The sequence below is a fragment of the Streptomyces sp. NPDC005494 genome (genome assembly GCF_042872025.1).
In the GTDB taxonomy this organism is placed as follows: domain Bacteria; phylum Actinomycetota; class Actinomycetes; order Streptomycetales; family Streptomycetaceae; genus Streptomyces.
The window spans coordinates 25,089-49,264 of sequence record NZ_JBIAJR010000008.1; the positions used below are offsets into that span (position 1 = coordinate 25,089).

The 24,176-nt window shown below is 71.3% G+C and carries 21 protein-coding genes; 8 read left to right on the top strand and 13 right to left on the bottom strand.

Annotated elements, in window-relative coordinates:
• Positions 1 to 28: 28 nt before the first annotated feature.
• Positions 29 to 1,669 (bottom strand): ABC-F family ATP-binding cassette domain-containing protein, encoded by a 1,641-nt coding sequence (locus tag ACFYQ6_RS22685; protein ID WP_361585785.1) that lies wholly within the window; start codon positions 1,667 to 1,669, stop codon positions 29 to 31.
• 107 nt (positions 1,670 to 1,776) lie between these two features.
• Here ACFYQ6_RS22685 and ACFYQ6_RS22690 point away from each other — a divergent pair, with 107 nt between their 5' ends.
• On the top strand, positions 1,777 to 2,709 hold the full coding sequence (locus ACFYQ6_RS22690; protein ID WP_388764884.1) for an FAD-dependent oxidoreductase: 933 nt from the start codon (positions 1,777 to 1,779) through the stop codon (positions 2,707 to 2,709).
• 78 nt (positions 2,710 to 2,787) lie between these two features.
• Here the strand turns inward: ACFYQ6_RS22690 and ACFYQ6_RS22695 are convergent, their stop codons facing one another.
• On the bottom strand, positions 2,788 to 4,521 hold the full coding sequence (locus ACFYQ6_RS22695; RefSeq protein WP_361585782.1) for a BCCT family transporter: 1,734 nt from the start codon (positions 4,519 to 4,521) through the stop codon (positions 2,788 to 2,790).
• 262 nt (positions 4,522 to 4,783) lie between these two features.
• Here ACFYQ6_RS22695 and ACFYQ6_RS22700 point away from each other — a divergent pair, with 262 nt between their 5' ends.
• Positions 4,784 to 5,836 (top strand): LacI family DNA-binding transcriptional regulator, encoded by a 1,053-nt coding sequence (locus tag ACFYQ6_RS22700; protein ID WP_361585779.1) that lies wholly within the window; start codon positions 4,784 to 4,786, stop codon positions 5,834 to 5,836.
• Positions 5,837 to 5,949: 113 nt separating this feature from the next.
• Here ACFYQ6_RS22700 and ACFYQ6_RS22705 read toward each other — a convergent pair whose 3' ends face one another.
• Positions 5,950 to 6,837, bottom strand: coding sequence for an oxygenase MpaB family protein (locus ACFYQ6_RS22705; RefSeq protein ID WP_388764575.1), 888 nt, complete (start codon positions 6,835 to 6,837; stop codon positions 5,950 to 5,952).
• A 453-nt stretch (positions 6,838 to 7,290) separates the two neighbouring features.
• Between ACFYQ6_RS22705 and ACFYQ6_RS22710 the strand changes: the two genes are divergently transcribed.
• Together ACFYQ6_RS22710 and ACFYQ6_RS22715 are read left to right on the top strand one after the other, a co-directional pair.
• Positions 7,291 to 8,169, top strand: a complete 879-nt coding sequence (locus ACFYQ6_RS22710) for an oxygenase MpaB family protein (protein ID WP_361585773.1) — start codon at positions 7,291 to 7,293, stop codon at positions 8,167 to 8,169.
• Positions 8,166 to 9,605, top strand: coding sequence for an aldehyde dehydrogenase family protein (locus ACFYQ6_RS22715; RefSeq protein WP_388764578.1), 1,440 nt, complete (start codon positions 8,166 to 8,168; stop codon positions 9,603 to 9,605). Before ACFYQ6_RS22710 ends, ACFYQ6_RS22715 begins: the two co-directional genes overlap by 4 nt.
• 23 nt (positions 9,606 to 9,628) lie before the next feature.
• Here ACFYQ6_RS22715 and ACFYQ6_RS22720 read toward each other — a convergent pair whose 3' ends face one another.
• Positions 9,629 to 10,231: a TetR/AcrR family transcriptional regulator gene (locus ACFYQ6_RS22720; protein WP_388764886.1), complete on the bottom strand. Its 603-nt coding sequence runs from the start codon at positions 10,229 to 10,231 to the stop codon at positions 9,629 to 9,631.
• Between the two features lie 138 nt (positions 10,232 to 10,369).
• Here ACFYQ6_RS22720 and ACFYQ6_RS22725 point away from each other — a divergent pair, with 138 nt between their 5' ends.
• Positions 10,370 to 11,533 carry an acyl-CoA dehydrogenase family protein gene (locus tag ACFYQ6_RS22725; protein WP_361585764.1) on the top strand — a complete coding sequence of 388 codons (1,164 nt, stop codon included), beginning with the start codon at positions 10,370 to 10,372 and terminating at the stop codon, positions 11,531 to 11,533.
• A gap of 120 nt (positions 11,534 to 11,653) precedes the next feature.
• Here ACFYQ6_RS22725 and ACFYQ6_RS22730 read toward each other — a convergent pair whose 3' ends face one another.
• Together ACFYQ6_RS22730 and ACFYQ6_RS22735 are read right to left on the bottom strand one after the other, a co-directional pair.
• On the bottom strand, positions 11,654 to 12,130 hold the full coding sequence (locus ACFYQ6_RS22730) for a macro domain-containing protein (protein WP_388764580.1): 477 nt from the start codon (positions 12,128 to 12,130) through the stop codon (positions 11,654 to 11,656).
• A gap of 41 nt (positions 12,131 to 12,171) precedes the next feature.
• Entirely contained in the window at positions 12,172 to 14,004 is a 1,833-nt protein-coding gene (locus ACFYQ6_RS22735) for an AMP-dependent synthetase/ligase (protein ID WP_361585758.1), read from the bottom strand.
• Between ACFYQ6_RS22735 and ACFYQ6_RS22740 the strand changes: the two genes are divergently transcribed.
• Positions 13,937 to 14,098 (top strand): hypothetical protein, encoded by a 162-nt coding sequence (locus ACFYQ6_RS22740; RefSeq protein ID WP_356740539.1) that lies wholly within the window; start codon positions 13,937 to 13,939, stop codon positions 14,096 to 14,098. The two genes, ACFYQ6_RS22735 and ACFYQ6_RS22740, sit on opposite strands and share 68 nt — an antisense overlap.
• A 104-nt stretch (positions 14,099 to 14,202) precedes the next feature.
• On the top strand, positions 14,203 to 14,943 hold the full coding sequence (locus tag ACFYQ6_RS22745) for a MerR family transcriptional regulator (protein WP_361585755.1): 741 nt from the start codon (positions 14,203 to 14,205) through the stop codon (positions 14,941 to 14,943).
• A gap of 19 nt (positions 14,944 to 14,962) precedes the next feature.
• On the opposite strand, the gene ACFYQ6_RS22750 is transcribed toward ACFYQ6_RS22745, so the two are convergent.
• The 5 genes from ACFYQ6_RS22750 to ACFYQ6_RS22770 all read right to left on the bottom strand — a co-directional run bounded on the left by ACFYQ6_RS22750 (position 14,963) and on the right by ACFYQ6_RS22770 (position 21,816).
• Positions 14,963 to 17,134: a 3-hydroxyacyl-CoA dehydrogenase NAD-binding domain-containing protein gene (locus tag ACFYQ6_RS22750; protein WP_361585752.1), complete on the bottom strand. Its 2,172-nt coding sequence runs from the start codon at positions 17,132 to 17,134 to the stop codon at positions 14,963 to 14,965.
• 38 nt (positions 17,135 to 17,172) lie between these two features.
• Complete coding sequence (locus ACFYQ6_RS22755) at positions 17,173 to 18,387, bottom strand: acetyl-CoA C-acetyltransferase (protein WP_145805915.1); 1,215 nt, start codon at positions 18,385 to 18,387, stop codon at positions 17,173 to 17,175.
• A gap of 99 nt (positions 18,388 to 18,486) precedes the next feature.
• Positions 18,487 to 19,629 carry an acyl-CoA dehydrogenase family protein gene (locus tag ACFYQ6_RS22760; protein WP_388764584.1) on the bottom strand — a complete coding sequence of 381 codons (1,143 nt, stop codon included), beginning with the start codon at positions 19,627 to 19,629 and terminating at the stop codon, positions 18,487 to 18,489.
• Between the two features lies 1 nt (position 19,630).
• Complete coding sequence (locus ACFYQ6_RS22765) at positions 19,631 to 20,665, bottom strand: LLM class F420-dependent oxidoreductase (RefSeq protein WP_361585748.1); 1,035 nt, start codon at positions 20,663 to 20,665, stop codon at positions 19,631 to 19,633.
• Positions 20,665 to 21,816: a CaiB/BaiF CoA-transferase family protein gene (locus tag ACFYQ6_RS22770; RefSeq protein ID WP_361585745.1), complete on the bottom strand. Its 1,152-nt coding sequence runs from the start codon at positions 21,814 to 21,816 to the stop codon at positions 20,665 to 20,667. Before ACFYQ6_RS22770 ends, ACFYQ6_RS22765 begins: the two co-directional genes overlap by 1 nt.
• Positions 21,817 to 22,021: 205 nt before the next feature.
• Between ACFYQ6_RS22770 and ACFYQ6_RS22775 the strand changes: the two genes are divergently transcribed.
• A complete protein-coding gene (locus ACFYQ6_RS22775; protein ID WP_361585742.1) occupies positions 22,022 to 23,212 on the top strand; it encodes a saccharopine dehydrogenase NADP-binding domain-containing protein in 1,191 nt (396 codons plus the stop codon).
• 25 nt (positions 23,213 to 23,237) lie between these two features.
• Here ACFYQ6_RS22775 and mmpA read toward each other — a convergent pair whose 3' ends face one another.
• Together mmpA and ACFYQ6_RS22785 are read right to left on the bottom strand one after the other, a co-directional pair.
• Positions 23,238 to 23,384, bottom strand: a complete 147-nt coding sequence (gene mmpA, locus ACFYQ6_RS22780) for a morphogenic membrane protein MmpA (RefSeq protein ID WP_388764587.1) — start codon at positions 23,382 to 23,384, stop codon at positions 23,238 to 23,240.
• 81 nt (positions 23,385 to 23,465) lie between these two features.
• Positions 23,466 to 24,143 carry an endonuclease V gene (locus tag ACFYQ6_RS22785; RefSeq protein WP_361585736.1) on the bottom strand — a complete coding sequence of 226 codons (678 nt, stop codon included), beginning with the start codon at positions 24,141 to 24,143 and terminating at the stop codon, positions 23,466 to 23,468.
• Between the last annotated feature and the right edge of the window lie 33 nt (positions 24,144 to 24,176).

Consider the following 24,176-nt stretch of genomic DNA (forward strand, 5'->3'; position numbering starts at 1 on the left):
CCTGCCGGGAGGGGCGGGCCCTTCCCGCTCAGGCGGCCTCGGTGACCTTGCCGTCGGCGACCTCGACGCGGCGCGTGGTGCGGACCGCCTCCAGCATCCGCCGGTCGTGCGTCACCAGCAGCAGCGTCCCGGTGTACGCCTCCAGCGCCGACTCCAGCTGTTCGATGGCCGGCAGGTCGAGGTGGTTGGTCGGCTCGTCCAGGACCAGCAGATTGACTCCCCTGCCCTGGAGCAGGGCGAGCCCGGCGCGGGTGCGCTCGCCGGGCGAGAGAGTGGTCGCGGGCCGCAGCACATGAGCCGCGCGCAGGCCGAACTTGGCGAGCAGCGTGCGCACCTCGGCGGGCTCGGTGTCGGGGACGGCGGCGCAGAAGGCGTCCAGCAGACTCTCCGTACCGTGGAACAGCTTGCGCGCCTGGTCCACCTCACCCACCACGACGCCCGATCCGAGCGAGGCGTGGCCGGTGTCCAGCGGCAGCCTGCCGAGCAGGGCGGCGAGCAGCGTGGACTTGCCCGCACCGTTGGCGCCGGTGATGGCGACCCGGTCGGCCCAGTCGATCTGCAGGGTGGCCGGGCCGAACGAGAAGCCGCCCCGGACGACCGCGGCGTCGCGCAGGGTGGCCACCACGGAGCCGGAGCGTGGTGCGGAGGCGATCTCCATCCGCAGCTCCCACTCCTTGCGGGGTTCCTCGACGACGTCGAGGCGCTCGATCATGCGCTGCGTCTGCTTGGCCTTGGCGGCCTGCTTCTCGCTGGCCTCGCTGCGGAACTTGCGGCCGATCTTGTCGTTGTCGGTGGCCTTGCGGCGGGCGTTCTTGACGCCCTTGTCCATCCAGCCCCGCTGCATCTGGGCGCGCCCTTCGAGCGCGGAGCGCTTGTCGGCGTACTCCTCGAACTCCTCGCGGGCGTGCGTGCGCGCGCGCTCACGCTCCTCCAGGTAGGAGGCGTAGCCGCCGCCGTAGAGGTTGATCTGCTGCTGGGCGAGATCGAGCTCCAGGACCTTGGTGACCGTACGCATCAGGAACTCGCGGTCGTGGCTGACCACCACGGTGCCGGCCCGCAGCCCGGACACGAAACGCTCCAGGCGCTCCAGGCCGTCGAGGTCCAGGTCGTTGGTGGGCTCGTCGAGCAGGAAGACGTCGTAGCGCGACAGCAGCAGCGAGGCGAGTCCCGCCCGCGCGGCCTGCCCGCCGGAGAGGGCGGTCATCGGGAGGTCGAGGCCGACCGTGAGGCCGAGGTCGGCCGCGATCTCCTCGGCCCGCTCGTCCAGGTCGGCGCCGCCGAGGGCCAGCCAGCGCTCCAGGGTCTCCGAGTAGGCGTCGTCGGCACCGGGGGTTCCCTCGACCAGGGCCTGGGTCGCGGCGTCCATCGCGGTCTGGGCCTCGGCGACCCCCGTGCGGCGGGCGAGGAATTCCCGTACGGACTCCCCCTCGCGGCGCTCGGGCTCCTGCGGGAGGTGGCCGACGGTGGCGGTGGGCGGGGACAGCCGGAGCTCCCCCTCCTCGGGCCGGTCGAGTCCGGCGAGCAGGCGGAGCAGCGAGGATTTACCGGCGCCGTTGGCTCCCACGAGACCGATCACGTCTCCGGGCGCGACAACGAGGTCGAGTCCGGCGAAGAGGGTGCGGTCACCGTGTCCGGCGGCGAGTTCCTTGGCGACGAGGGTGGCAGTCATCAGGGTGCCGATCCTAACGAACGGGAGCGGCCGTCCCGCCTCCGCTCCCCGGTGCGACCATGGCCTGCCCGGCGGCCTGCAGGCACGGGGTCATGGCGGAGACAGGGGTGAGCACGGTGGCGGACGTGATCGTGGTGGGCGGTGGCATCAGCGGGCTGACCACGGCCCTGGTGCTGGCGGAGCGCGGTCTGCGGGTGCGGGTCTGGTCCCGGGACCCCGCATCGGGCACCACCTCGGCAGTGGCGGGCGCCCTGTGGTGGCCGTACCGGATCGAGCCCGAGGCCCTGGTCGGCGCGTGGTCGCTCGAATCCCTCCGGGTGTACGAGCGCATGGCCGCCGACCCTGCGCGGTCCGGTGTGCGGATGGTCGCCGGAGTGCACGGAGGCGAACGGCTGGCCGCGCTGGGACCCTGGGCCCGGTCCCTGGAGGGGGCGGCCGAGGTGGCCGAGGGGCTTCGTGTGACCCTCCCGCTGATCGACATGCCCGTCCATCTGCGCCGGCTGGAGGAGTTGCTGGCGGAGGCCGGGGGTACGGTCGAGCGGCGTACGGTACGGCGCTTCGCCCAGGCGGCGGCCGAGGCGCCGGTGGTGGTCAACTGCACCGGTCTGGGCGCCCGCGAGCTGGTCCCGGATGCCGGGGTGCGTCCGGTCAGGGGCCAGTTGGTGGTGGTGGAGAATCCGGGCATCGACGAGTGGTTCACCCTGGCGGATCCGGCGTCCAGCAGGACGACGTACTTCTTTCCGCAGCCGGGCGGGCTGGTGCTGGGCGGGACCGCCGAGGTCGGCGATCCGCGCACGGAGCCCGATCCCGGCACGGCCGAGGAGATCGTGGCGCGCTGCGCCCGGGTGCGGCCGGAGATAGCCGGGGCCCGCGTCATCGGCCACCGGGTGGGGCTGCGGCCGGCCCGCGACACGGGGGTGCGCATCGAGGCGGAGGAGCTGCCGGGCGGCGCTCTGCTGGTGCACAACTACGGCCACGGCGGCGCCGGGGTGACGGTGGCCTGGGGCTGTGCCCGGGCCGCGGCCCAGCTGGTGGGCTGAGCCGCGGGGTGCGAGCAGCCGGCCACGGGGTGCCGGCTGCGGCCCAGCCCGTGGGCAGGGCCGCAGAGGCGGACGGTCCTACGACTCGTCCTTGTGGCGCCGGTCGGTGGTGACCTCCGTCGTGCCGGGGCCGATCCGGATCTCGAAGTCCCCGTCGTACTTGGCATGGCCCTCGATGACCGCGGATTCGACGGCCTCCACACCGAACTCCCTGCGGACGATCATGGGGTCGTGCCGCAGGTCCCTCATCAGGGAGACACACATCCCGATCATCACGATGGTGAAGGGCGCGGCCACGAGGATGGTCAGGTTCTGCAGGCCCGCCAGCGCGTCGCCCTGCCCGTCGCCGACGAGCAGCATGACCGCCGCCACGGCGCCGGTGACGACACCCCAGAAGATCACGACCCACTTGGCGGGTTCGAGGACGCCCTTCTGGGAGAGCGTGCCCATCACGATCGAGGCGGCGTCGGCTCCGGAGACGAAGAAGATCCCGACCAGGACCATCACCAGGATGCTCATGACGGTGGCGATCGGGAACTCCTGCAGCACGCCGAAGAGCTGTGCCTCCGCGGTGTCCCCCACGTCCTTGAGCCGCCCCGCCTCCTCCAGCCTGATCGCCGACCCGCCGAAGACCGCGAACCAGACCAGGCTGACCGTGCTGGGGACCAGGATCACTCCGCCGACGAACTGGCGGATCGTGCGCCCCCGGCTGATCCGGGCGATGAACATGCCGACGAAGGGCGTCCAGGAGATCCACCACGCCCAGTAGAAGACCGTCCAGCTGGCCAGCCAGTCGGCCACTTCGCCCTTCCCGGTGGCCTCGGTGCGCCCGGCGAGCTGGGCGAGATCACCGAAGTACGCGGCGATCGAGGTGGGCAGCAGGTCGAGCACGATGATGGTGGGGCCCGCGATGAAGACGAAGACCACCAGGATCAGGGCGAGCACCATGTTGATGTTGGACAGCCACTGGATGCCCTTCTCGACACCGGAGACGGCGGAGGCGACGAAGGCGACCGTCAGCACGGCGATGATCGCGACCAGAAGGCCCGTGCCGGTCTTCTCCATCCAGTTGAGCTCCTGGAAACCGCTGCCGATCTGGAGCGCGCCGAGGCCGAGCGAGGCCGCGGAGCCGAAGAGCGTCGCGAAGATCGCAAGGATGTCGATGATCCGGCCGGGGGTTCCGTTCGCGCGCTTCTCACCGATGAGCGGTACGAAGACGGAGCTGATCGTCTGCCGCCTGCGCCGGCGATAGGCGCTGTACGCGATGGCGAGACCGACGACGGCGTAGATCGCCCAGGGGTGCAGCGTCCAGTGGAAGAGGGTGGTGGCCATCGCCGTCTGCATCGCCTCGGCCGCGTCCGCGGGCCGGGTCCCGGGCGGCGGATCGACGAAGTGGGCCAGCGGCTCACTCACGCCGTAGAACATCAGACCGATTCCCATGCCCGCGCTGAACATCATCGCGACCCAGGAGACCGTTCGGAATTCGGGTTCCTCGCCCTCCTGCCCCAGCGAGATGTTGCCGTAGCGGCTGATCGCGAGCCAGAGGGCGAAGACCACGAAGCCGGACGCCGCCAGCATGAAGGCCCAACCACCGTTGTGGATGAGGCCGTTGAGCAGCTTGTTGGAGACGGTCTCCAGCGAACCGGTGGCCGTGGAGCCCCAGACCACGAAGGCGACGGTGAGCACCGCCGTGACGCCGAAGACCACCCGGTCGGTCGTGGGGCGCCGGCCGTGGGGCGGCTCGGCGGGTAGATCGGCCGTGACCGGGAGATAGTCCCCCCGCCCGCCCGGACCCTGCTCGTCTTGTGACACAGATGGCACCTTTCACCCTTGCGAAATTTCGCTCTCCGTAGGCAGTACCACACGGGGAGTGCATCGTCCGGGACCAACAAGCTGTTGCACCTTGACCGTTTATGACCCGGTATGGCACGGACCTCTGGCTGATCTCCCGGAGTGCCGCCCGGACCAGGCGGTTAGGCTGACGGCGTTCGTGCCGAACCCGCCGGTTCGTGCGTGCCGGACCCGCCAGTTCAAGCCGTTCCCCACCGGGGCGCGCGTGTACGAGGAGCGACCCTTGCCCGACCCGACCTCCGATCCGCAGCGTGACGCCCGGCCGACCCTGGAGGCCGTGGCGGCCCGGGCCGGCGTGTCCCGGGCCACGGCGTCCCGCGTCGTCAACGGCGGGGCGGGCGTGCGCCTGCCCCTGGTGGAACGGGTGCGGGAGGCGGTGGACGAGCTCGGCTACATTCCGAACCACGCGGCGCGGACACTGGTGACCCGGCGCAACGGCGCGGTGGCCGTGATCATCGACGAGCCGGAGTTCAGGATCTTCTCCGACCCGTTCTTTTCGCGCCAGATCCGGGGGATCAGCCGCGAGCTCAACGCGCACGACGCACAGCTCGTCCTGCTCCTGGTCGAGGGCAGCGGCGACTTCGACCGCGTCACGCGCTATCTGGCCGGTGGCCATGTGGACGGCGTACTGGCCTTCTCGCTGCACACCGACGACGAACTTCCCGCCATCATCCGGCGGTTCCGGGTGCCCACGGTGTACGGGGGACGCCCGGAGCACACCGCGTCAGCCGCAGAGGACGCGCCACAGGTTCCGTACGTCGACTGCGACAACCGAGGCGGCGCCCGCGAGGCCGTGCGCCATCTCGTCTCGCTCGGCCGGCGGCGCATCGCGCACATCGCCGGCCCGCGCGACCAGACCTCGGCGCTCGACCGGATCGACGGCTATCACGACGCACTCCCGGAGGCGGGGCCCGAGCTGGTCGCCGACGGCGACTTCACCACGGAGGGCGGGGCCCGGGCCATGGCGGAGCTGCTGGCCGCCCACCCCGATCTGGACGCCGTCTTCGTGTCCAACGACATGATGGCGTCGGGCGCCCTGCGAGTGCTGCGGGAGCGCGGTGTGCGGGTTCCGGAGGACGTCGCCGTGGTGGGCTTCGACGACATGGAATCGGTGGCGGAGGCCACGGAACCGCCGCTGACCACGGTCCGCCAGGACGTGGAGGGCATGGGGCGCTTGATGGTGCGGCTCCTGATGGAGCGGCTGAACAGCGACACCGGCGCCTGGCCCGAGTCGGTGATCACGCCGACGGAACTGATCCGCCGGGCGTCGGCCTGACCTCCCCCGCCCACCCCTCGCGCCCGGGTGCCGGGTGATGACCCCGGCGGAACTGATCCGCCGGGCGTCGCCCTGAGCCCTCCGCCCACCCCTCGCGCCCGGCGACGAGGTGATCACCCCGGCCGTACGGAACCCCGGCCCGGTCGCTCTCCCTCCGCCCGCCAGGCCGCCCGCGCCGACCGGGCCCGGGGCAGATAGCGCAGCCGCTCCGGGAGCACCGGTACGACGCGCCGCACCACTGCGCCGAAGCGCCGCAGGCGCCGCTCCTGCTCCGGAGTCCAGTCCAGCCCGATGGCCGCACGAGCGTCGGGAGGCATCAGCCCGACGGTGATGAAGCTGCGGAAGCGCGCCAGCGGCGGAAGCAGCACCGGCCACAGCGCCCGCAGGAGCAGCCGCAGCGGCAGCGGGCCGCGGTCGGGCGGCGGCACGGGCGCGTCGGCCGCGACCAGTTCCCGCACGACGACGGTCGCCTCCACCTCCTCGGCCAGCATCTTCCGGTAGTACGGCCAGAACTCCTCGATCGTCTGCGGCATGTCCCGGTCGTGGATGCCCAGGACCCGGCCGACCTGGAGCCACTCGCGGTACAGGGCGCGCTCCTGGCCCTCGGTGAGCGGGCGGACCAGATAGCGGGAGGCGTGCCGGTAGACGGGGAAACCGGTGGCGTGCACCCACGCGTAGTTCGCCGGGGTGAGGGCGTGGTAGCGGCGGCCACGTGTGTCGGTGCCCTGGATATTGCGGTGCAGCTTCCTGAGCCTGCGCCCCTCCTCGGCCGCGGCCTCACCGCCGTACACCCAGAGCTGGAGCGAGCTGAGGGACCTCTCCCCGCGCCCCCACGGGTCCGTGCGGAAGACCGAGTGGTCGTCGACGCCCGCTCCGACCGCCGGATGGGCGACCTGCAGGGTGAGGGCGGCGGGCAGCATCAGCAGACCGCGGACGTCACCCGCCAGGCTCCACAGGACGCCGCCGGGCGGGGGCGGTACGGGTTCGCCTGCGCTGGTCATGCGGTCGCTCCCAGGGTGCGGCAGGTGCTCGGGCCGGTGCCGGGCCCTTGTGTTCCAGTATGCGTCGCCCTGGCGGAGCGTGGCCGGTCGCCCTCGCCCATCCGCGGGCCCCCTTCCTCGAATCCGTGTCAGCAGTGTTGACGTGCACGTGAAACAAGTCAATAGTATTTGTAACTTTGACTCTCAACGGGGAGAGTGACCGTCACAGGCCCTACATGACAGCCGAGTTGAACCCCCGCACGGCCGAAACCGCCGCTGCGTCACGGCGTCCGCCCGGACCGCCGTGACCGACGTCGGCGCGAATCCGCACGGCGCGGTCCGGCTCCCCCGGCTCACCGCGAAGCCCGTCGAGGCGGGTCAGGTCCTCGCGGACGCCCCCGGGGCGTCCGCTTCGTCCGGCCTCACCGCGGGCCCCGTACCTGCACGGCTCCGACCACCGAGGAGGTTGCACGAATGGGCCGCTACAGCCGCCTGCGCGAGATCCGCCGGATGGATCCCGCCCGCGACTGCGCCGAGATTCTCCGGCTGATGTCGCAGTACGAGTTTCCGTGGGACTACCGGCAGGGCATCAGTGTCGCCTTCCTGCGCGACTACGGGGTCCCGAGGATCTCCGTACTGCTCGACCGCACCCAGGAGTTCGAGCGCAACGGTCAGAAACGCTACGACGACACGGTCCTGTTCGGATACGAGATGGCCGCCGACGGCTTCGACTCTGAGCGCGCCAGGGCCGCCGCCCGGCACCTCAACCGCATCCACGGCAAGTACCGCATCCCGAACGAGGACTACCTCTACGTGCTGGCCACCACGGTCGTCGGCCCGAAGCGGTGGATAGACCGCTTCGGGTGGCGCCCCCTGTGCCACCAGGAGACGGCGGCGCTCGCTGAGGTGGGACGGCGGATGGCCGACATGATGGGCATCGAGGGCGCTCCCGGAACCTACGAGGACTTCGAGAAGCTGCTCGACTCCTACGAGGACCGGATGTTCGCCTACGACCCGGCCAACCGCCGTGTCGCCAACGCCACCTTCCGGGTCATGGCCTCCTGGTACCCGGCCCCGCTGCGTCCCCTGGTCGCGCGGTTCACCCTGGCGCTGCTGGACGAGCCGCTGCTGAACGCACTCGGCTTCCCCGTCCAGCCCCGCTGGGCTCGGTCGGTTGCCGCACGGCTGTTACGCGCCCGGTCGTTCGGCGTCAGGTTGCTTCCGGCCCGCCCTCGCCGGCTGCCCTCCCGGCCCCGCCCGCGCAGTTACCCCTTCGGTTACCAGCTCGACGACCTCGGACCGCACTGGGCGCAGAGCCGCCCCCTGGAACCTCTGCCCATGGAGACCTCATGACGACGCGTACGGACAGCCCTGTGCACGGCCTCGACGACATCCGCGCCACGGTGGCGCGGGGCCGGGAGGCGGGCAGGGTCTGGGCGGCGCTGGGGGCGCGCGAGCGGCGGGACGCGCTGCTCCTCTGGAAGCGCGCCCTGGCCCGGCGCACGGACGAGTTCGCCGAGGTGATCGCGGCCGAGACCGGGAAGCCGGCGCTCGATGCCCGCTCCGAGGTGCTGCTGACGCTGGTCCATCTGGACTGGGCGGCACGCAACGCCCGCCGGGTCCTGGGTCCGCGCCGGGTGCGGTCCGGTCTGCTGTCGGTCCATCAGCAGGCCCGGCTGGCCTACCGCCCGCTCGGTGTGATCGGCGTGATCGGACCGTGGAACTACCCGCTGTACACGCCGATGGGGTCCATCGGTTACGCCCTCGCCGCGGGCAACGCCGTGGTGTTCAAGCCGTCCGAACTCACGCCAGGGGTGGGCACTCTGCTGGCCAGGAGCTTCGCGGAAGCCGTCCCCGGCCACGCGGACCTGCTGGCCACGGTCACCGGCCCGGGGTCCACGGGGGCGGCACTGGCGGGTGCGGAGGGACCGTCGGGCGTGGACAAGGTCGCCTTCACCGGCTCGCCCGGCACCGCCCGCAAGGTCGCGGCGTCCTGCGCGGCCACGCTCACTCCTCTGCTCGCCGAGTGCGGGGGCAAGGACGCGGTGCTGGTCGCGGCCGACGCAGATCTGGACGCCGCGGCCGACGCGATCGTCTGGGGCGCGATGAGCAACGCGGGACAGACCTGCGCGGGCGTGGAGCGGGTGTACGCGGTGGCCTCGGTGCACGAGGCCCTGTGTGCCAGGATCAGGAGCCGCGCGCAGGCGCTGCCGCACGGCGAGGCCTACGGTCCGCTCACCCTGCCGTCCCAGCTGGACGTGGTGGAACGCCATGTGAAGCAGGCCCTGATGGACGGCGGCCGGGCCGTGCTGGGCGGGCCCGACTCCCTGCGGGACCGCGTGCTCGGGCCGGTGGTACTGGCGGGCGTGCCGGAGGATTCGCCGGCCGTGACCGAGGAGACCTTCGGCCCGGTCGTCGTGGTGAATCCGGTACGGGACATGGACGAGGCCGTGGAGCGGGCCAACGCCTCGGCGTACTCGCTGGGCGCAGCGGTCTTCACCTCTTCCCGTGCGAGGGGGCTGGCCCTGGCGGAACGCCTGGACTCCGGGGCGGTGTCGGTGAACTCGGTGCTCGGTTTCGCCGCGATCCCCTCGCTGCCGTTCGGCGGCGCCGGTGAGTCCGGGTACGGACGCATCCACGGCGAGGAGGGGCTGAGGTCCTTCGCGGCGCCCCGCTCCGTCACCGTACGGCGGTTCGCGCCGGCGGTGAACCTGACGTCGTTCTCCACACCCCGGGAGAAGGTGGCCCGGGCGGTCGAGCTCGGCCGGAAGCTGCACGCCCGCTTCTGACCGGCTCCGCCCGGTGACCGCGTTCAGGCGGCGCTGAGCAGAGGCACCAGATAGCGGCGGGCGAAGGCGCGCACCTGCTCGTCGTCGTCCAGTTCGAAGCAGCTCAGCGGATTGAGGAGGAAGGAGACCGTGATCCGCACCATCAGCTCGGCGACCGGTGTCGGATCCGTCTCGGGCCGTCCTTCCAGGCGCTGGGCGTGGCGCAGCCGGCCGGCCAGATATCCACGCATCGCGAGGAAGGCCGGCCCGCTCTCCAGGGTGAGGAAGGGGAGCATGATCTCGGGCTCCAGCCTCAGCAGCCCGCCCACCAGCGGATGTTCGCGAATGTGCTTGAGTACGGTGACGAAGCCGGCGACGAGCCGGTCCTCCATGGTGGGCAGCGCCGCCACCGCCTCGTCGACGTCCGCGACGAATCTGCGGTACTCCCGCAGCAGGCACGCCGAGACAAGGCTGTCCTTGTTGCCGATGCGGCGGTACACCGTGACCCTGGAGACCTTGGCGCGCTTGGCGACGTCATCGACGGTCGAGCGGCGCAGCCCGAAGGTCATGAACTGCTCGCGCGCCGCGTCCAGGATCTGTTCGCTCAACGCGTCGGTGGGCGGCTCCTCGACGAGCGCCCTGGCCATCAGTGAATCGTCGCTGTTCCGTGCAGCCATGGGCCCTCCCCGTCCGCCGTGACGACCCCACACTATCGACACCGCAACAGTGTTACCTAACCCGTTTCTTTGTAACTCCTTGTCACTTTTCCCTTCCGGAGGTCATCCATGTCCGTCAGCCATGCCCTTCCCCGGTCCGCCTCCGCCGAACAGCAGGCGTTCGTCACGGCGCTGCGCGACTTCGCCCGGCGCGAGTGCGGTACCCGGGAGCAGCGCGATGCCCTGGCCGCGGAGACGGGCGGGCCGCACGCCCCCTCGCTCTACGCCCGGATGGCCGAGCTCGGCTGGCTCGGGGTGTGCCTGCCCGAAGCGTACGGAGGCGCGGGCGGCGGGATGACGGACGCCTGCCTGTTCCTGCGGGAGACGGCCCGCGGCCTGGTGCCGGCGGGAGGTTTCATCACCTCCGTGATCACGGCGAAGGCCTATGAGCGCTTCGGCAGCGAGGAGCAGTGCAAGGCCGCGGTCGGTGGCGCGGTGGCCGGACAGGTGCTCTCCATCGCGATGTCGGAGCCCGGGGCCGGATCCGACGTGGCGGCGCTGCGCTGCCGGGCCGAGCGCGCGGAGGACGGTGGCTGGCTGGTCGACGGCCACAAGACGTGGATCTCCAACGCGCATCTGGCGGAGCACATCCTGCTGGTGGCGAGGACCGGCACGGGCGGAGCGAAGCACGACGGGCTGACCATGTTCCATGTCCCGGCCAACACACCGGGGATCGAGATCCGGCCCATCGAGACGATGGGCGGGCGCGAGGTCAACGACGTCTTCTTCACCGATGTCCGGCTGCCCGCCGACGCCGTGGTGGGCACGGCCGACCGTGCCTGGACCCAGCTGATGGCCGGGCTCAACGCGGAGCGGCTCTTCCTCGCCGCGAACATGCTGGGGCTGGCGGAGCGGATCCTGGAGGACACCGTCGCCTACGTGCGGGGGCGTGAGCAGTTCGGCCGCCCGGTCGGGTCGTTCCAGGCGCTGCGGCACCGGCTGGCCGACCTGGCCACGGAGATCGAGTGCGCCCGCCTGCTGGTCTTCGACGTGGCGGCGGCCTGCGACGCCGAGCCGGACAGGCTGTTCCCCCGTGAGGCGTCCATGGCCAAGCTCAAGGCGACCGAGACGGCCCGGAACGCGGCGCTGGAGGGCATGCAGATGATGGGCGGTTACGGCTACGCCACCGAGTACGACATGGAGCGCCACCTGCGGGCGGCGGTCGTGTCGACGGTGTACGGCGGCACGAGCGAGATCCAGCGCGACATCATCGGCAAGAGCTACGGCCTCTGAGGAGACACCGTCCGTCGGCTTCCGGGGCGTGCCGTGGGACGGCCCCGGAAGCGGCGCCGCCGGTGAGGCGCGCGCCACCAGGCCGGTCGGGGCCGGTCAGCTCGACGGCACCGCCCTCAGTCAGTCGTGGTCGTAGACCGTCACCTCGACGCCGGCCTTCACCAGCCGCTCGGTGACGAGGGGTTCGATCCTGGACCAGCTGCCGCCCGCCAGCCCGCAGCCGATCCTCGGCATGTGCGCCGAGGCACCGAGCTCGGCGGCTCGCACCGCCACCTTGCGCAGGCCCTCGTCGATCGCCTCGTAGCGCACGGGCACGCCCTTGCTGCCGGTGCGCATCCCCCGCTGGCCCACCATGTTCGCCACCCAGACGTACGGGGACACCTGGACGAACTGCACGGCCCCCAGCCCGAAGTCGTTACCCGCGCGCTCGCGGTGCCAGCGGCGGTAGGCGGCTTCGGGCTCGGGCCAGCGGCGGGACAGGGCGAGGACGAAGCCCTTGCCCCAGCCGCCCAGGTCGTTGCAGACGTGCACGATCAGCTTGACGCCCTTCCCCTGCGGCGCGGTGGCGTCCCCCCGTACATACGTGATCCCCGGCATGTCCTCACCGTACAAGGCACCACCGACAAGGGGCCGTTCGCTCAGGCCCCGCCCTCCGCGTACAGCGCGTCGAGGACCTCGCCGTACTGGTCGCGGATCACGCGCCGGCGGAGCTTCAGAGAGGGCGTGAGCTCTCCGGTCTCCGGGCCCCACTCCCGCGTCAGCAGCCGGTAGCGCTTGATCTGCTCGGTGCGGTTCAGCCGGGCGTTGGCGGCCTCCACGGCGCGTGCGATCTCCGCGTGGACCTCGGGGTGGGTGGCCGGGTCGCCCTCGATGCCGCGGGCCGCCGCCCAGACCGGTGCCATCTCCGTGTCGATCACGAGCAGGGCCACCAGGTAGGAGCGTCCGTCCCCGTGGACGAGGGCCTGGCCGATCAGAGGGTGTTCCTTGAGGGTGTTCTCGACGAGCGCCGGCGAGACGTTCTTCCCCGTCGAAGTGATGATCATTTCCTTCTTGCGGTCGGTGAGCCACAGATAGCCGTCGTCGTCGACCCTGCCGATGTCCCCGGTCGGGAACCAGCCGTCCTCGTCGAGCGCCCCGTCCACGGTCCCGTCGGCGCGCAGGTAGCCCGCGAAGACGGTCTCCCCCCGGACGCAGATCTCACCGTCCTGCGCGATCCTGAGTTCCAGCCCGGCCAGCGGGCGTCCGACCGATCCGAGCCGGAAGGCCGACGGGCTGTTGGTGGTGAACACGCCGACGGTCTCGGTGAGGCCCCAGGCGTCCATGATGACGATGCCGAAGCCCGCCCAGAAGCGCACCACGTCGAGCGGCATCGGCGCGGAGGCGCTGGCCGTCCACACCAGGCGTTCGAAGCCCGCCAGGGAGAGCACGGGGTCCAGGACGGTCTCCTTGGCCCGCCGGTACGCCGCCTCCAGCTCGGCGGGCGGCTGCTCGCCCCGCTCCCGGTAGGAGACGTGCTCACGGGCCGTCGCGCCCGCCTCCTCGATGGCGGCCCGCCGGTCCTCCGGCAGCGTCGCCAGGGCCGCCCGCACGGACGCGGCGAGCTTCTCCCACACGCGGGGCACCCCGAAGAACTGGGCGGGGTGCAGGGAGCGTGCGGTGGCGGCCACGGCAGCGGTGTCCGCGCAGAGATGGACGTGCGAGGCGCGGAAGACCGGCAGGTAGATGCCCAGCATCCGCTCGGCGATGTGGGCGAAGGGGAGATAGCAGATGTGCTCGACGTGGTCGGGCAGTTCCACCACCTGGTCCAGGGCCAGGGCGTTGACCACCATGCTGCGGTGGGTGATCGGAACGGCCTTCGGGTCGCCGGTGGTCCCGGAGGTGTAGACGACCGTCAGCGGGTCCTCCGCACGGGTCTCCCGCCAGGCCTTGTCGAAGGCCTCCTCGCTCCGCAGCCGCTCCCCCGTCCCGTGCAGCGTGGTGTACGAGGTGTGCGGCCCGGCGTCCGCCGGTTCCACCACGACGAGCTTCTCCAGCGGCACGGTGGGGTCCGCCAGCAAGGGCTCCCAGAGCTCCCGTTCACGGGCGCCCTCGACCACGGCGAGCCGGGCGCGGCTGTGCCGGGCGATGTGCGCGGTCTGCCCGGGGGCCGACGTGCCGTACACGGTGACGGGCACGGCGCCGAGGTGGGTGAGGGCCAGGTCGCTCAGCCAGTGTTCGGGCCGGTTGCCCATCATCATGAGGACCTGCTCGCCGCGCTGCACCCCCAGGGAGCTGTAGCCGGCGGCGAGTACGGCCGCCTCGCCGCGCACCTGGTGCCAGGTGAGGGTGGTCCATCCCTCACCGGCACCGCCGTCCGTCGCCGTACGCCAGGAGAGGGCGGGAAGATCACCGTGGTCCTCGGCGTTGCGCAGCAGCAGGGCGGGGAGTGTGAGTTGCTCGGGCTCGGTGGGAAGTCGCAGGATCGTGGTCACGGCCGCCTCCTGTCCGTTCGGCCGGACCCATGCGGTCCGTACCGGGGGTAAGACTGCGCTTCGATGCTGCCGGACACTTTCACAACAGTGGTGAGACAGCAATACTGTTGCACCTGATTGGTGCACAGGGACAGACACAGGTACGAGCACCGGCACAGCGGCACGGAAGCAGTAGTGCCACGGCAACGAGGAGTGGACATGGCGACCGGGACGGAAGAGCCGACGCTGACCGTCGACGAACTGGCGGCGCGCGCGGGAGTCACCGTGCGCACCGTGCGCTTCTACAGCACCAAGGGCCTGCTGCCGCCCCCGGTGATCGGGCCCCGGCGCGTGGGGCACTACGGGCACGACCACCTCTCCCGGCTGGCCCTCATCGAGGAACTCCAGCACCAGGGCATGACGCTCGCGGCGATCGAGCGCTATCTCCAGCAGCTGCCCCCGGATCTGAGCGCGAAGGACCTCGCCATCCACCGCGCTCTGGTGGCCTCCTGGGCCCCGGACTCCGCCGAGGACATGGAGCGTGCCGAGCTGGAACGGCGCGCGGGCCGGCCCCTGAGCGCGCAGGACGTGGACCGGCTCGCCGCCATGGGCGTGCTGGAGCGCCCGTCGACACCCGAGGGGCCCTTGCGCGTGGACCCGGGGCTGCTGCGGCTCGGGGTGGAGCTCCTGGACGTGCCCATCGCGCACGAGACGATCCTGGCCGCGCGCACGGTCCTGCTGGAGCACACCCGGTCAGCGGCCCATGAACTGACCCGGCTGTTCCGGGACGAGGTGTGGCACCCCTACCGGGAGCGGGAGTCCGACCCGGAGCGCGTGCAGGCGATGAAGTCCCTCTCGGTCCATATGCAGCCGATGGTGCTCCAGGCGCTGCTGACGGCCTTCCAGCGCTCGCTGAAGGAGGAACTGCGGGCCGCGTTCACCCGCGGGGAGCGGAAGTGAACGCGGCCCGCCGGCACCGTCAGTCGTGGAAGGTCTCGCCCTTCTCCGCCTTCTCCAGCAGGAGCGGGGACGGCAGGAAGCGGTCGCCGTAGCGCTCCGCGAGCTGCCGGGCGCGGGCCACGAAACCGGGCAGGCCGCCCTCGTAGCCGTTGATGTACTGGAGCACGCCGCCCGTCCACGCCGGGAAGCCGATGCCCATGATGGAGCCGATGTTGGCGTCGGCGACGGTCATGAGGACGTTCTCCTCCAGGCAGCGGACACTGTCCAGCGCCTCGGAGAAGAGCATCCGCTCCTTCATGTCCTCGAACGGGATCTCGGCGCCCGGCTTCGTGAAGTGCTCGCGCAGGCCCGGCCAGAGCGCACCGCGCTTGCCGTCCTCGCCGTACTCGTAGAAGCCGGCTCCCCCACTGCGGCCGGGCCGCCCGAACTCGTCGACCATGCGGTCGACGACCTCGTCCGCGGGGTGCGTGGCCCAGGTGCCGCCCGCCTCCTCCACGGCGCGCTTGGTCTCGTTACGGATCTTGCGCGGCAGGGTGAGCGTCAGTTCGTCCATGAGGGAGAGCACCTTGGCCGGGTAACCGGCCTGTGCCGCCGCCTGCTCGACCGACGCGGGCTCGGCGCCCTCGCCGACCATCGCGACGCCCTCGTTGATGAAGTGGCCGATGACCCGCGAGGTGAAGAAACCGCGTGAGTCGTTGACCACGATGGGGGTCTTCCTGATGCGGCGCACCAGGTCGAAGGCGCGGGCCAGGGCCTCGTCCCCGGTCTTCTCGCCCTTGATGATCTCGACGAGGGGCATCTTGTCGACGGGCGAGAAGAAGTGCAGGCCGATGAAGTCGGCGGGCCGGGTGACGCCCTCGGCGAGCACGGTGATGGGCAGCGTGGAGGTGTTGGAGCAGAGCAGGGCGTCCGGCTCGACGATGTCCTGGATCTCCTGGAACACCTTGTGCTTGAGAGCGGTGTCCTCGAAGACGGCCTCGATCACGGCGTCGCAGCCGGCGAGGTCGGCCGGGTCGCCGGTCGGGGTGATGCGGGCCAGCAGCTCGTCCCGCTTCGCCTCGGTGGTACGGCCCCGGGAGAGCGCCTTGGCGAGGAGCTTCTCGCTGTAGGCCTTGCCCTTGGCCGCCGCCTCGGTGGAGACGTCCTTGAGCACGACGTCGATGCCGGCGCGGGCGCAGGAGTACGCGATGCCCGCGCCCATCATCCCGGCGCCGAGCACGGCGACCTTGCGGACCTGGCGTTCCCCGACGCCGGCGGGGCGGCTGGCGCCGGAGTTGACGGCCTGCAGGTCGAAGAAGAACGCCTGGATCATGTTCTTCGCGACCTGGCCGGTGACCAGCTCGGTGAAGTAGCGCGCCTCGATGGTCTGCGCGGTCTCGAAGTCGACCTGCGCCCCTTCGACCGCGGCGGCCATGATGTTGCGGGGGGCCGGCATGGGGGCGCCCGCGAGCTGCTTCTTCAGGTTGGCGGGGAAGGCGGGCAGATTGGCCGCGAACTTCGGGTTCGACGGGGTGCCGCCGGGGATCCGGTAGCCCTTGACGTCCCACGGCTGCTGCGACTCGGGGTGCGCGTCGATGAAGGCCCGGGCCTTGTCGAGCATCTCCTCGCGGGTGGCGGCCACCTCGTGGACCAGGCCGTTCTCCAGGGCCCGGTGCGGGGTGTACTGGGTGCCCTGGAGCAGCACCTTCAGCAGCGCGTCGGTGATGCCCATCAGCCGTACGGTGCGGGTGACGCCGCCGCCCGCGGGCAGCAGACCGAGGGTGACCTCGGGCAGGCCGATCCGGGAGCCGGGGGCGTCCAGGGCGATGCGGTGGTGGGCGGCGAGCGCGATCTCGTAACCGCCGCCGAGCGCCGCGCCGTTGATGGCGGCGACGACCGGCTTGCCGAGGGTCTCGATGGCCCGCAGCGACCGCTTGATGGCGGTTCCCGCGTCGAACGCCTCCTGGGCGCTCGAAGGGCCGATCTTGATCATGTCCTTGAGGTCGCCGCCCGCGAAGAAGGTCTTCTTGGCGGAGGTGTAGATGATGCCCCGGATGGAGTCCTTCTCGGCGACGGCGCGCTCGGCGACGGCCGCGATGGAATCCTTGAAGCCCTGGTTCATCGTGTTGGCGGACTGGTCGGGATCGTCGAGTACGAGGGTGACGACGCCGGTCTCGTCCTGTTCCCAGCGGATGGTCGTGCTCTCGGTCATTCTTGTCTTCTCCGTAAGCAGGGGTGGCCGGGGGACGGTCAGAGACGCTCGATGACGGTGGCGATGCCCATGCCGCCGCCGACGCAGAGGGTGGCGAGGCCGTAGCGCTTGTCCTGCCGCTCCAGCTCGTCGATGAGCGTGCCGAGGATCATCGCGCCGGTCGCGCCCAGCGGGTGGCCGAGTGCGATGGCGCCGCCGTTGACGTTGACCTTGTCGAGGCTCAGGCCCATGTCCTTGGCGAAGCGCAGGACGACTCCGGCGAAGGCCTCGTTGATCTCGACGAGGTCGATGTCGTCGATGGTGAGCCCCGCCTTGGCCAGCGCCTTGCGGGTGGCGGGCGCCGGGCCGGTCAGCATGATGGTCGGCTCGGAGCCGGAGACCGCCGCGGAGACGATCCGGGCGCGCGGGGTGAGCCCGTAACGCTCGCCGGTCTCCTTGGAGCCGATCGCGACGAGGGCTGCGCCGTCGACGATCCCGGAGGAGTTGCCCGCGTGGTGGACGTGGTCGATCTTCTCGATCCAGTGGTACTTCTGCAGGGCCACGGCGTCGAAGCCGCCCATCTCGCCGATCGCGGCGAACGACGGCTTGAGGGAGGCCAGCGAGTCGGCGGTGGTGCCGGGGCGCATGTGCTCGTCGTGGTCGAGGACGAGCAGCCCGTTGCGGTCCCTGACGGGGACGACCGAGCGGGCGAAGCGCTCCTCCTTCCAGGCGATCGCGGCGCGCTCCTGGGACAGCGCGGCGTACTCGTCGACGTCGCGGCGCGAGAAGCCCTCGACGGTGGCGATGAGGTCGGCGCCGATGCCCTGGGGGGCGAAGCCGGTCTCGAAGCTGGTCATCGGGTCCATGGCCCAGGCGCCGCCGTCGGAGCCCATCGGCACCCTGGACATCGATTCCACGCCACCGGCGAGTACGAGGTCCTCCCAGCCCGAACGCACCTTGGCGGCGGCCAGGTTGACGGCCTCCAGACCGGAGGCGCAGAAGCGGTTCTCCTGCACGCCCGCGACGGAGTCCGGGAGTCCGGCGGCGATCGCGGCGATACGGGCGATGTCGGAGCCCTGGTCGCCGAGCGGGCTGACGACTCCGAGGACGATGTCGTCGATGGCCGCCGGGTCGAGGCCGGGGAAACGGTCGCGGATCTCGTGGATGAGACCGACGACGAGGTCGATCGGCTTGGTGCCGTGCAGGGCGCCGTTGGCCTTGCCCCGGCCGCGCGGGGTGCGGATCGCGTCGTAGACGAATGCTTCGGTACTCAAGGCAGCTGCCTTTCGGGTCGGTGCTGGGCGGGTGGGGTCTTCCGTCCGGGCCGGGCCGGATCACGCGGGCCTGGCGCGCTCCGGACGGGAGGCCCTGGGTCAGGCGAGCAGCGAGCGGCCGATGATCTCCTTCATGATCTCGGTCGTGCCGCCGTAGATGGTCTGGATGCGGCCGTCGGTGAATGCCTTGGCGACCCGGTACTCCGTCATGTATCCGTAGCCGCCGTGGAGCTGGAGGCAGCGGTCGGCGACACGCTTCTGGAGCTCGGTGGCCCACCACTTGGCCATCGACGCGTGCACGGCGTCGAGCGTCCCGTCGGAGTGGTCGGCGATGCACCGGTCGAGGAAGGTCCGGGTGACGGCGCACTCGGTGGCCATCTCGGCGATCTCGAAGCGGATGTGCTGGAGCTTGGAGAGCGGGCGCCCGAAGGCCTCACGCTCCTTGACGTACTGGGTGGTGATCTCCAGGAGGTGTTCGGCGGCGGCGATCCCGGCGACCGCTATGCCCATCCGCTCCTGGGCCAGATTGGTCATGAGGTGGATGAAGGCGCCGTCGAGCTCGCCGAGAAGGTTCTCCTTGGGCACGCGTACGTCGTTGAAGAACAGCTCGGCCGTGTCCTGGGACTTCTGGCCGATCTTGTCGAGGTTGCGGCCCCGCTCGAACCCCTCGGCGCCGCGCTCCACGACGAGCAGCGACAGGCCCTTGGCACCGCCCTCGGGTGAGGTCTTCGCGACGACGATCACGAGGTCGGCGAGGATGCCGTTGGAGATGAAGGTCTTCGAGCCGTTGAGGAGCCAGTGGTCGCCCTTGTCCTCGGCGGCGGTGCGGATGCCCTGGAGGTCGGAGCCCGCGCCGGGTTCCGTCATGGCGATGGCGGTGATCGTCTCGCCGCTGCAGAAGCCGGGCAGCCAGCGGCGCTTCTGCTCCTCGGTGGCGAGGCCGGTGAGGTAGGGGCCGATGATGTCGTTGTGCAGGCCGATTGCGAGGCCGGCGGCCCCCGCCCGGGTGAACTCCTCCGCGATGACCGCGCTGTAGCGGAAGTCGGCGTTGCCTCCGCCCCCGTACTCCTCGGGGACGGCGAGGCCGAGCAGCCCCTGCCTGCCCGCCGCGAGCCAGGCCTCGCGCGAGACGATGCCGTCCTTCTCCCACTGCTCGTAGTGCGGGAGGACTTCCTTGGCCAGGAAGGTGCGGACGGTCTCGCGGAACGCGTCGTGCTCTTCGGTAAAGATCTGCCGCTGCACTTCAAGCCCCCTGGAGCCAGTTCTTGACGGTGGAGATCGACCGCGCCGGTTCGGGGCCGACGGGCGTGACGTTGAGCATGGTGACCCCGGCCTCGCGGAAGGCCTCGACGCGGTCGCGTACGTAGCCCTCGGGGCCGCAGAGCGTCATGAGTTCGCAGAACTCGTCGGGGACGGCCGCCTCGGCCTCCCTCTTCTTCCCGGAGAGGTAGAGCTCCTGGATGGTGGCGGCCTCCTTCTCGTAGCCGTAGGCGACGGCGAGGTCGTTGTAGAAGTTCTTGCCGCGTGCGCCCATGCCGCCGACGTACAGCGCGATCTGCGGGCGGGCCAGGTCACGGACGGCCGCCGCGTCGTCGCCGATGGCCAACAGGCCGCCCGCGACGGTCTGCAGGGGTCCCAGCGCGGGGTCGCGCTTCGCGGTGCCTTCGGCGAGTGCGTTGCCCCAGACCTGCTGGGCCTTCTCCGGGATGTAGAGCGTGGGCAGCCAGCCGTCGGCGATCTCGGCGGTCATCTTGACGTTGGCCGGGCCGAGGGACGCCACGTAGAGCGGGATGGTGTCGCGCACCGGCTTGGTGAGGATCTTCAGCGGCTTGCCGAGCCTGCCGCCCTTCTCGGCGGGGAGCGGCATGTCGGTGATGCCGTGATGGTCGATGATCTCACGGCGCCAGATCCGGCGGCAGAGCTCGACGGTCTCACGGGTGCGGCCGAGCGGTTTGTCGTACGGCTTGCCGTGCCAGCCCTCCACGACCTGCGGCCCCGACGCGCCCAGGCCGAGCAGCGCCCGGCCGCCGGACACGGCGTCCAGACCGGCGCCGGTCTGGGCGATGAGGGCGGGAGTGCGGGAGTAGACGTTGAGGATCGCCGCGCCGATCTTCATGCGTTCGGTGCGGGCGGCGAGGTAACCCATGAGGGTCGGCGAGTCGAAGCCGTACGCCTCGGCCACCCAGACGGCGTCGAGTCCGGCGGACTCGAGTTCCGCGACCTGGTCGCAGGCGGCGCGCGGGTCACCCGCGTAGTTCAGCGGCAGGGAGAGTTCCATCAGCCGGTCGTGTCCTTCCCGGTGGTGAGCAGGCCCGGCAGGCCCCAGTCCGCGGCGACGGCCTCGGTGTCCGCTCCGGGCAGCGCGGGTGCGCTGCGCACGGAGACGGGCGTCGCGGAGAAGCGGGGGGCGGGGGCGGGCTGGGTGAGTCCGCCGTGTTCCACATAGGTGGAGCGGGCGGCGAGGTGAGGGTGGTGCGGTGCTTCACGGAGCGAGAGGACGGGCGCGACGCAGGCGTCCGTCCCCTCGAAGACCTCCGTCCACTCGGCGCGTGTGCGGGTGCTGAACCGGTCGGCGACGAGGGCCCGCAGCTCCTCCCAGCGCCCGGGGTCGTTACGGTCGGGCGCCTCCTCCCCCAGTCCGAGGTGCCGGGCGAATTCCTCGTAGAACCGGGGTTCCAGCGGTCCGACCGCCATGTACTCGCCGTCGGAGGTCGCGTAGGAGCCGTAGAAGGGGCATCCGCCGTCGAGGAGGTTCGCGCCGCGCCTGTCCTGCCAGCTGCCGGCCGCCAGCATCCCGTGGATGATCGTGGCGAGATGGGACGCGCCGTCGACGATGGCGGCGTCCACGACCTGTCCCGTTCCGCCGGGCGTACGCGCGTGCTGGAGGGCGGCGAGCACGCCGACGACCAGGTAGAGCGAGCCGCCCGCGAAGTCACCGACCAGGTTGACGGGCACGGTGGGCGGCTCACCGGACCTGCCGATCATGGACAGGGTGCCGGTGAGAGCGATGTAGGAGATGTCGTGGCCCGCCCGGTCGGCCAGCGGTCCGTCCTGGCCCCAGCCGGTCATCCGGCCGTAGACGAGCTGCGGATTGCGCTTCAGGCACACCTCGGGGCCGACGCCGAGGCGCTCCGCGACGCCGGGCCGGTATCCCTCGATGAGTACGTCGGCACGCTCGACGAGGTCGAGGACCGTGTCCGCCCCGCCCTCGGCCTTCAGATCGACGAGGACGGAGCGCTTGTTGCGGTTGGTGAGGTCGAAGGCGGGTTCGATGCCGATGGCCGAACCGCCCGGTCTGTCCACGCGCACCACGTCGGCACCGAGATCGGCGAGGAGCATCGCGGCGAACGGCCCCGGGCCGATGCCCGCCAGTTCCACGACGCGCACCCCGGTCAACGGGCCCTGCGGCCCCTGTCCTGTCGTTGCCATCAAGCCCCCAGCGGTATGACACAACTGATGTAACATCGATGATGCTAAGAAGGGACCACGCTCCGCACAACCCTTTTGGCCGAGCAAGCGCTTAGTTCTTTTCAGGGGATCCTCTCGCACCGGAGCCCTCCCGGCCGCACGGCACCACGAACACCTCCGCTAACCTCTGCCTGCCACATCTGCGCCGGGCCCTGCGGAGGCACTCATGAACAGGCAGAACGGGGCAGAACGCCCCTACGACGTCGTCCTTTTCGGAGCCACCGGCTTCGTGGGGGCGCTCACCGCCGAATATCTCGCCGGCCACGCGCCGGAAGGCTGCCGCTGGGCACTGGCGGGCCGTGACCGCGGCAAGCTGGAGCAGCTGCGCGCCCGCCTCGCGGTGAACCGTCCGCACTGCGCGGACCTGCCGCTGCTCACGGCCGACGCGGACGACGCCGCGGCCCTGCGTGAACTCGCCGAGTCCACGCACGTGGTGGCGTCGACGGTCGGGCCGTACATCAACCACGGCAAGGAACTGGTGGCCGCCTGCGCGGAGGCCGGTACCGACTACGCCGACCTCACCGGGGAACCGGAGTTCGTCGACCGTATGTATCTGGAGCACGACACCCGGGCCCGCGAGACCGGCGCCCGCCTCGTGCACGCCTGCGGCTTCGACTCCGTACCGCACGACCTCGGGGTCTACTTCACCGTCCGGCAGCTCCCGGAGGGGGTCCCGCTGACGGTCGACGGCTACGTCCGCACCGACGCGGTCTTCTCGGGCGGTACGTTCGCCTCGGCGCTGACCGCGATGAGCCGCGGGCAGCAGACGCTGCGGGCGGCCAGGGAACGCAGGCTGCACGAGCCGCGGCTGGTCGGACGCCGGGCCCGCGCCCCGCAGGGCTCACCCCACTTCAGCCCGGAGACCGGCACCTGGGCCCTGCCCCTGCCGACCCTCGACCCTCGCGTCGTCGAGCGGTCCGCGCGAGCGCTGGAGCGCTACGGTCCCGACTTCCGTTACCGGCACTTCGCCTCCGTGAAGCGCCTGCCGATGGCGCTCGGCGGGACGGCCGCCGTGGCCCTGCTGGCCACAGCCGCCCAGATCCCGGCGGCCCGGTCCTGGCTCTCGGCGCGGGTCGAACCGGGCACGGGCCCCGACGAGCAGCGCAGGCGGCGCAGCTGGTTCACCGTCCGCTTCATCGGCGAGGGCGGGGGCCGGCAGGTGTGGACGGAGGTGTCCGGGGGCGATCCCGGCTACGGCGAGACGGCGAAGATGCTCGCCGAGACGGCGCTCGCCCTCGCCTTCGACGACCTGCCCGCGACATCGGGACAGGTCACGACCGCGGTCGTGGCGGGCGATGCGCTTCTGGACCGGCTGACGAAGGCCGGGCTGCGCTTCCGGGTCGCGACGGTGCGCTGAGCCCGGGACGGGCGGACGCGGCCGGTCAGATCATCCAGGACGCCAGCGTGACGACCATGGACACGGTCCAGCCGACGCCCGCCAGGACGCCGAGGGTCATGCCTACGGCGACGCCGCGCTGCGAGAGACGTACGGTTCCGGTGCTCATCTGAGGAGTGTGGTGGTCGATCATGTGTATCAGCCTGCCCCTGATGTTCGACGAGCAACATCCGTATTCGTACTCATTCGGCAACAGAGGCGACCGGCTGCCGGGTCAGCCGGTCACTTCCCTGAGAACGGCCCGGCACAGGGCGTCCGCCCTGCGGGTGGTCTCGGGCTGGCGGAAGTCCCGCGCCAGCGCGAGCGTATGGGCGCAGGCGTTGTCCAGTCCGGTGCGGTGGCCGACCGAGACGAAGACGGGCTTGGTCGCGTCCTGCGTGCGCAACGCCCGGCCCACTTCCTCGTCGCCGTCCATGAGTGAGGTGAAGTCGCCTCGCCGGGGGCCGGGTTGTTCGTAGCGGAAGGTGAAGGGGTTCTTGGCGACACCGATGACGGGCAGTCCGGTGAGGACACCCAGGTGACTCGCGAGCCCGAATCTGCGGGGATGGGCCCGTCCGTAGCCGTCGCAGACCACGAGCCCCGGATCCGCCGGCAGATCCTCCAGCGCGGCGAGGACGGTGGGGAGTTCGCGGAAGGCCAGGAGCCCGGGGACGTACGGGAACGAGACGCGGCCGGTGGCGGTTGACTCGGCGATCACGCCGAGGGTGGCGGCGTCCAGGGTGACGGCCGCCGCGACGACCAGATCCCGCTCGTCGTCGTAGGCCACGTCGACGCCCGTGACCCGCCCGGCACCGGGCTGCGGCCCCGTCTCGTCCAGCATCACGCGGGTGCGCAGCGCGTCCTGGACGGCACGGGCCTCGGCCTCGTCGGCAGGCGTCCGGAAAGTCGTCATGACGGGCCAGTCTAGGCAGCCCGGTAACCTGCC

What these genes read in the sequence shown, in the direction of transcription:
- ACFYQ6_RS22745 (WP_361585755.1), top strand. Translation starts at nt 14,203, where the DNA reads ATGGCGACCGGGACGGAAGAGCCGACGCTGACCGTCGACGAACTGGCG.
- ACFYQ6_RS22775 (WP_361585742.1), top strand. Translation starts at nt 22,022, where the DNA reads ATGAACAGGCAGAACGGGGCAGAACGCCCCTACGACGTCGTCCTTTTC.
- ACFYQ6_RS22770 (WP_361585745.1), bottom strand. Translation starts at nt 21,816, where the DNA reads ATGGCAACGACAGGACAGGGGCCGCAGGGCCCGTTGACCGGGGTGCGC.
- ACFYQ6_RS22725 (WP_361585764.1), top strand. Translation starts at nt 10,370, where the DNA reads ATGTCCGTCAGCCATGCCCTTCCCCGGTCCGCCTCCGCCGAACAGCAG.
- ACFYQ6_RS22765 (WP_361585748.1), bottom strand. Translation starts at nt 20,665, where the DNA reads ATGGAACTCTCCCTGCCGCTGAACTACGCGGGTGACCCGCGCGCCGCC.
- ACFYQ6_RS22705 (WP_388764575.1), bottom strand. Translation starts at nt 6,837, where the DNA reads ATGACCAGCGCAGGCGAACCCGTACCGCCCCCGCCCGGCGGCGTCCTG.
- ACFYQ6_RS22730 (WP_388764580.1), bottom strand. Translation starts at nt 12,130, where the DNA reads ATGCCGGGGATCACGTATGTACGGGGGGACGCCACCGCGCCGCAGGGG.
- ACFYQ6_RS22720 (WP_388764886.1), bottom strand. Translation starts at nt 10,231, where the DNA reads ATGGCCAGGGCGCTCGTCGAGGAGCCGCCCACCGACGCGTTGAGCGAA.
- mmpA (WP_388764587.1), bottom strand. Translation starts at nt 23,384, where the DNA reads ATGATCGACCACCACACTCCTCAGATGAGCACCGGAACCGTACGTCTC.
- ACFYQ6_RS22715 (WP_388764578.1), top strand. Translation starts at nt 8,166, where the DNA reads ATGACGACGCGTACGGACAGCCCTGTGCACGGCCTCGACGACATCCGC.
- ACFYQ6_RS22750 (WP_361585752.1), bottom strand. Translation starts at nt 17,134, where the DNA reads ATGACCGAGAGCACGACCATCCGCTGGGAACAGGACGAGACCGGCGTC.
- ACFYQ6_RS22785 (WP_361585736.1), bottom strand. Translation starts at nt 24,143, where the DNA reads ATGACGACTTTCCGGACGCCTGCCGACGAGGCCGAGGCCCGTGCCGTC.
- ACFYQ6_RS22685 (WP_361585785.1), bottom strand. Translation starts at nt 1,669, where the DNA reads ATGACTGCCACCCTCGTCGCCAAGGAACTCGCCGCCGGACACGGTGAC.
- ACFYQ6_RS22710 (WP_361585773.1), top strand. Translation starts at nt 7,291, where the DNA reads ATGGGCCGCTACAGCCGCCTGCGCGAGATCCGCCGGATGGATCCCGCC.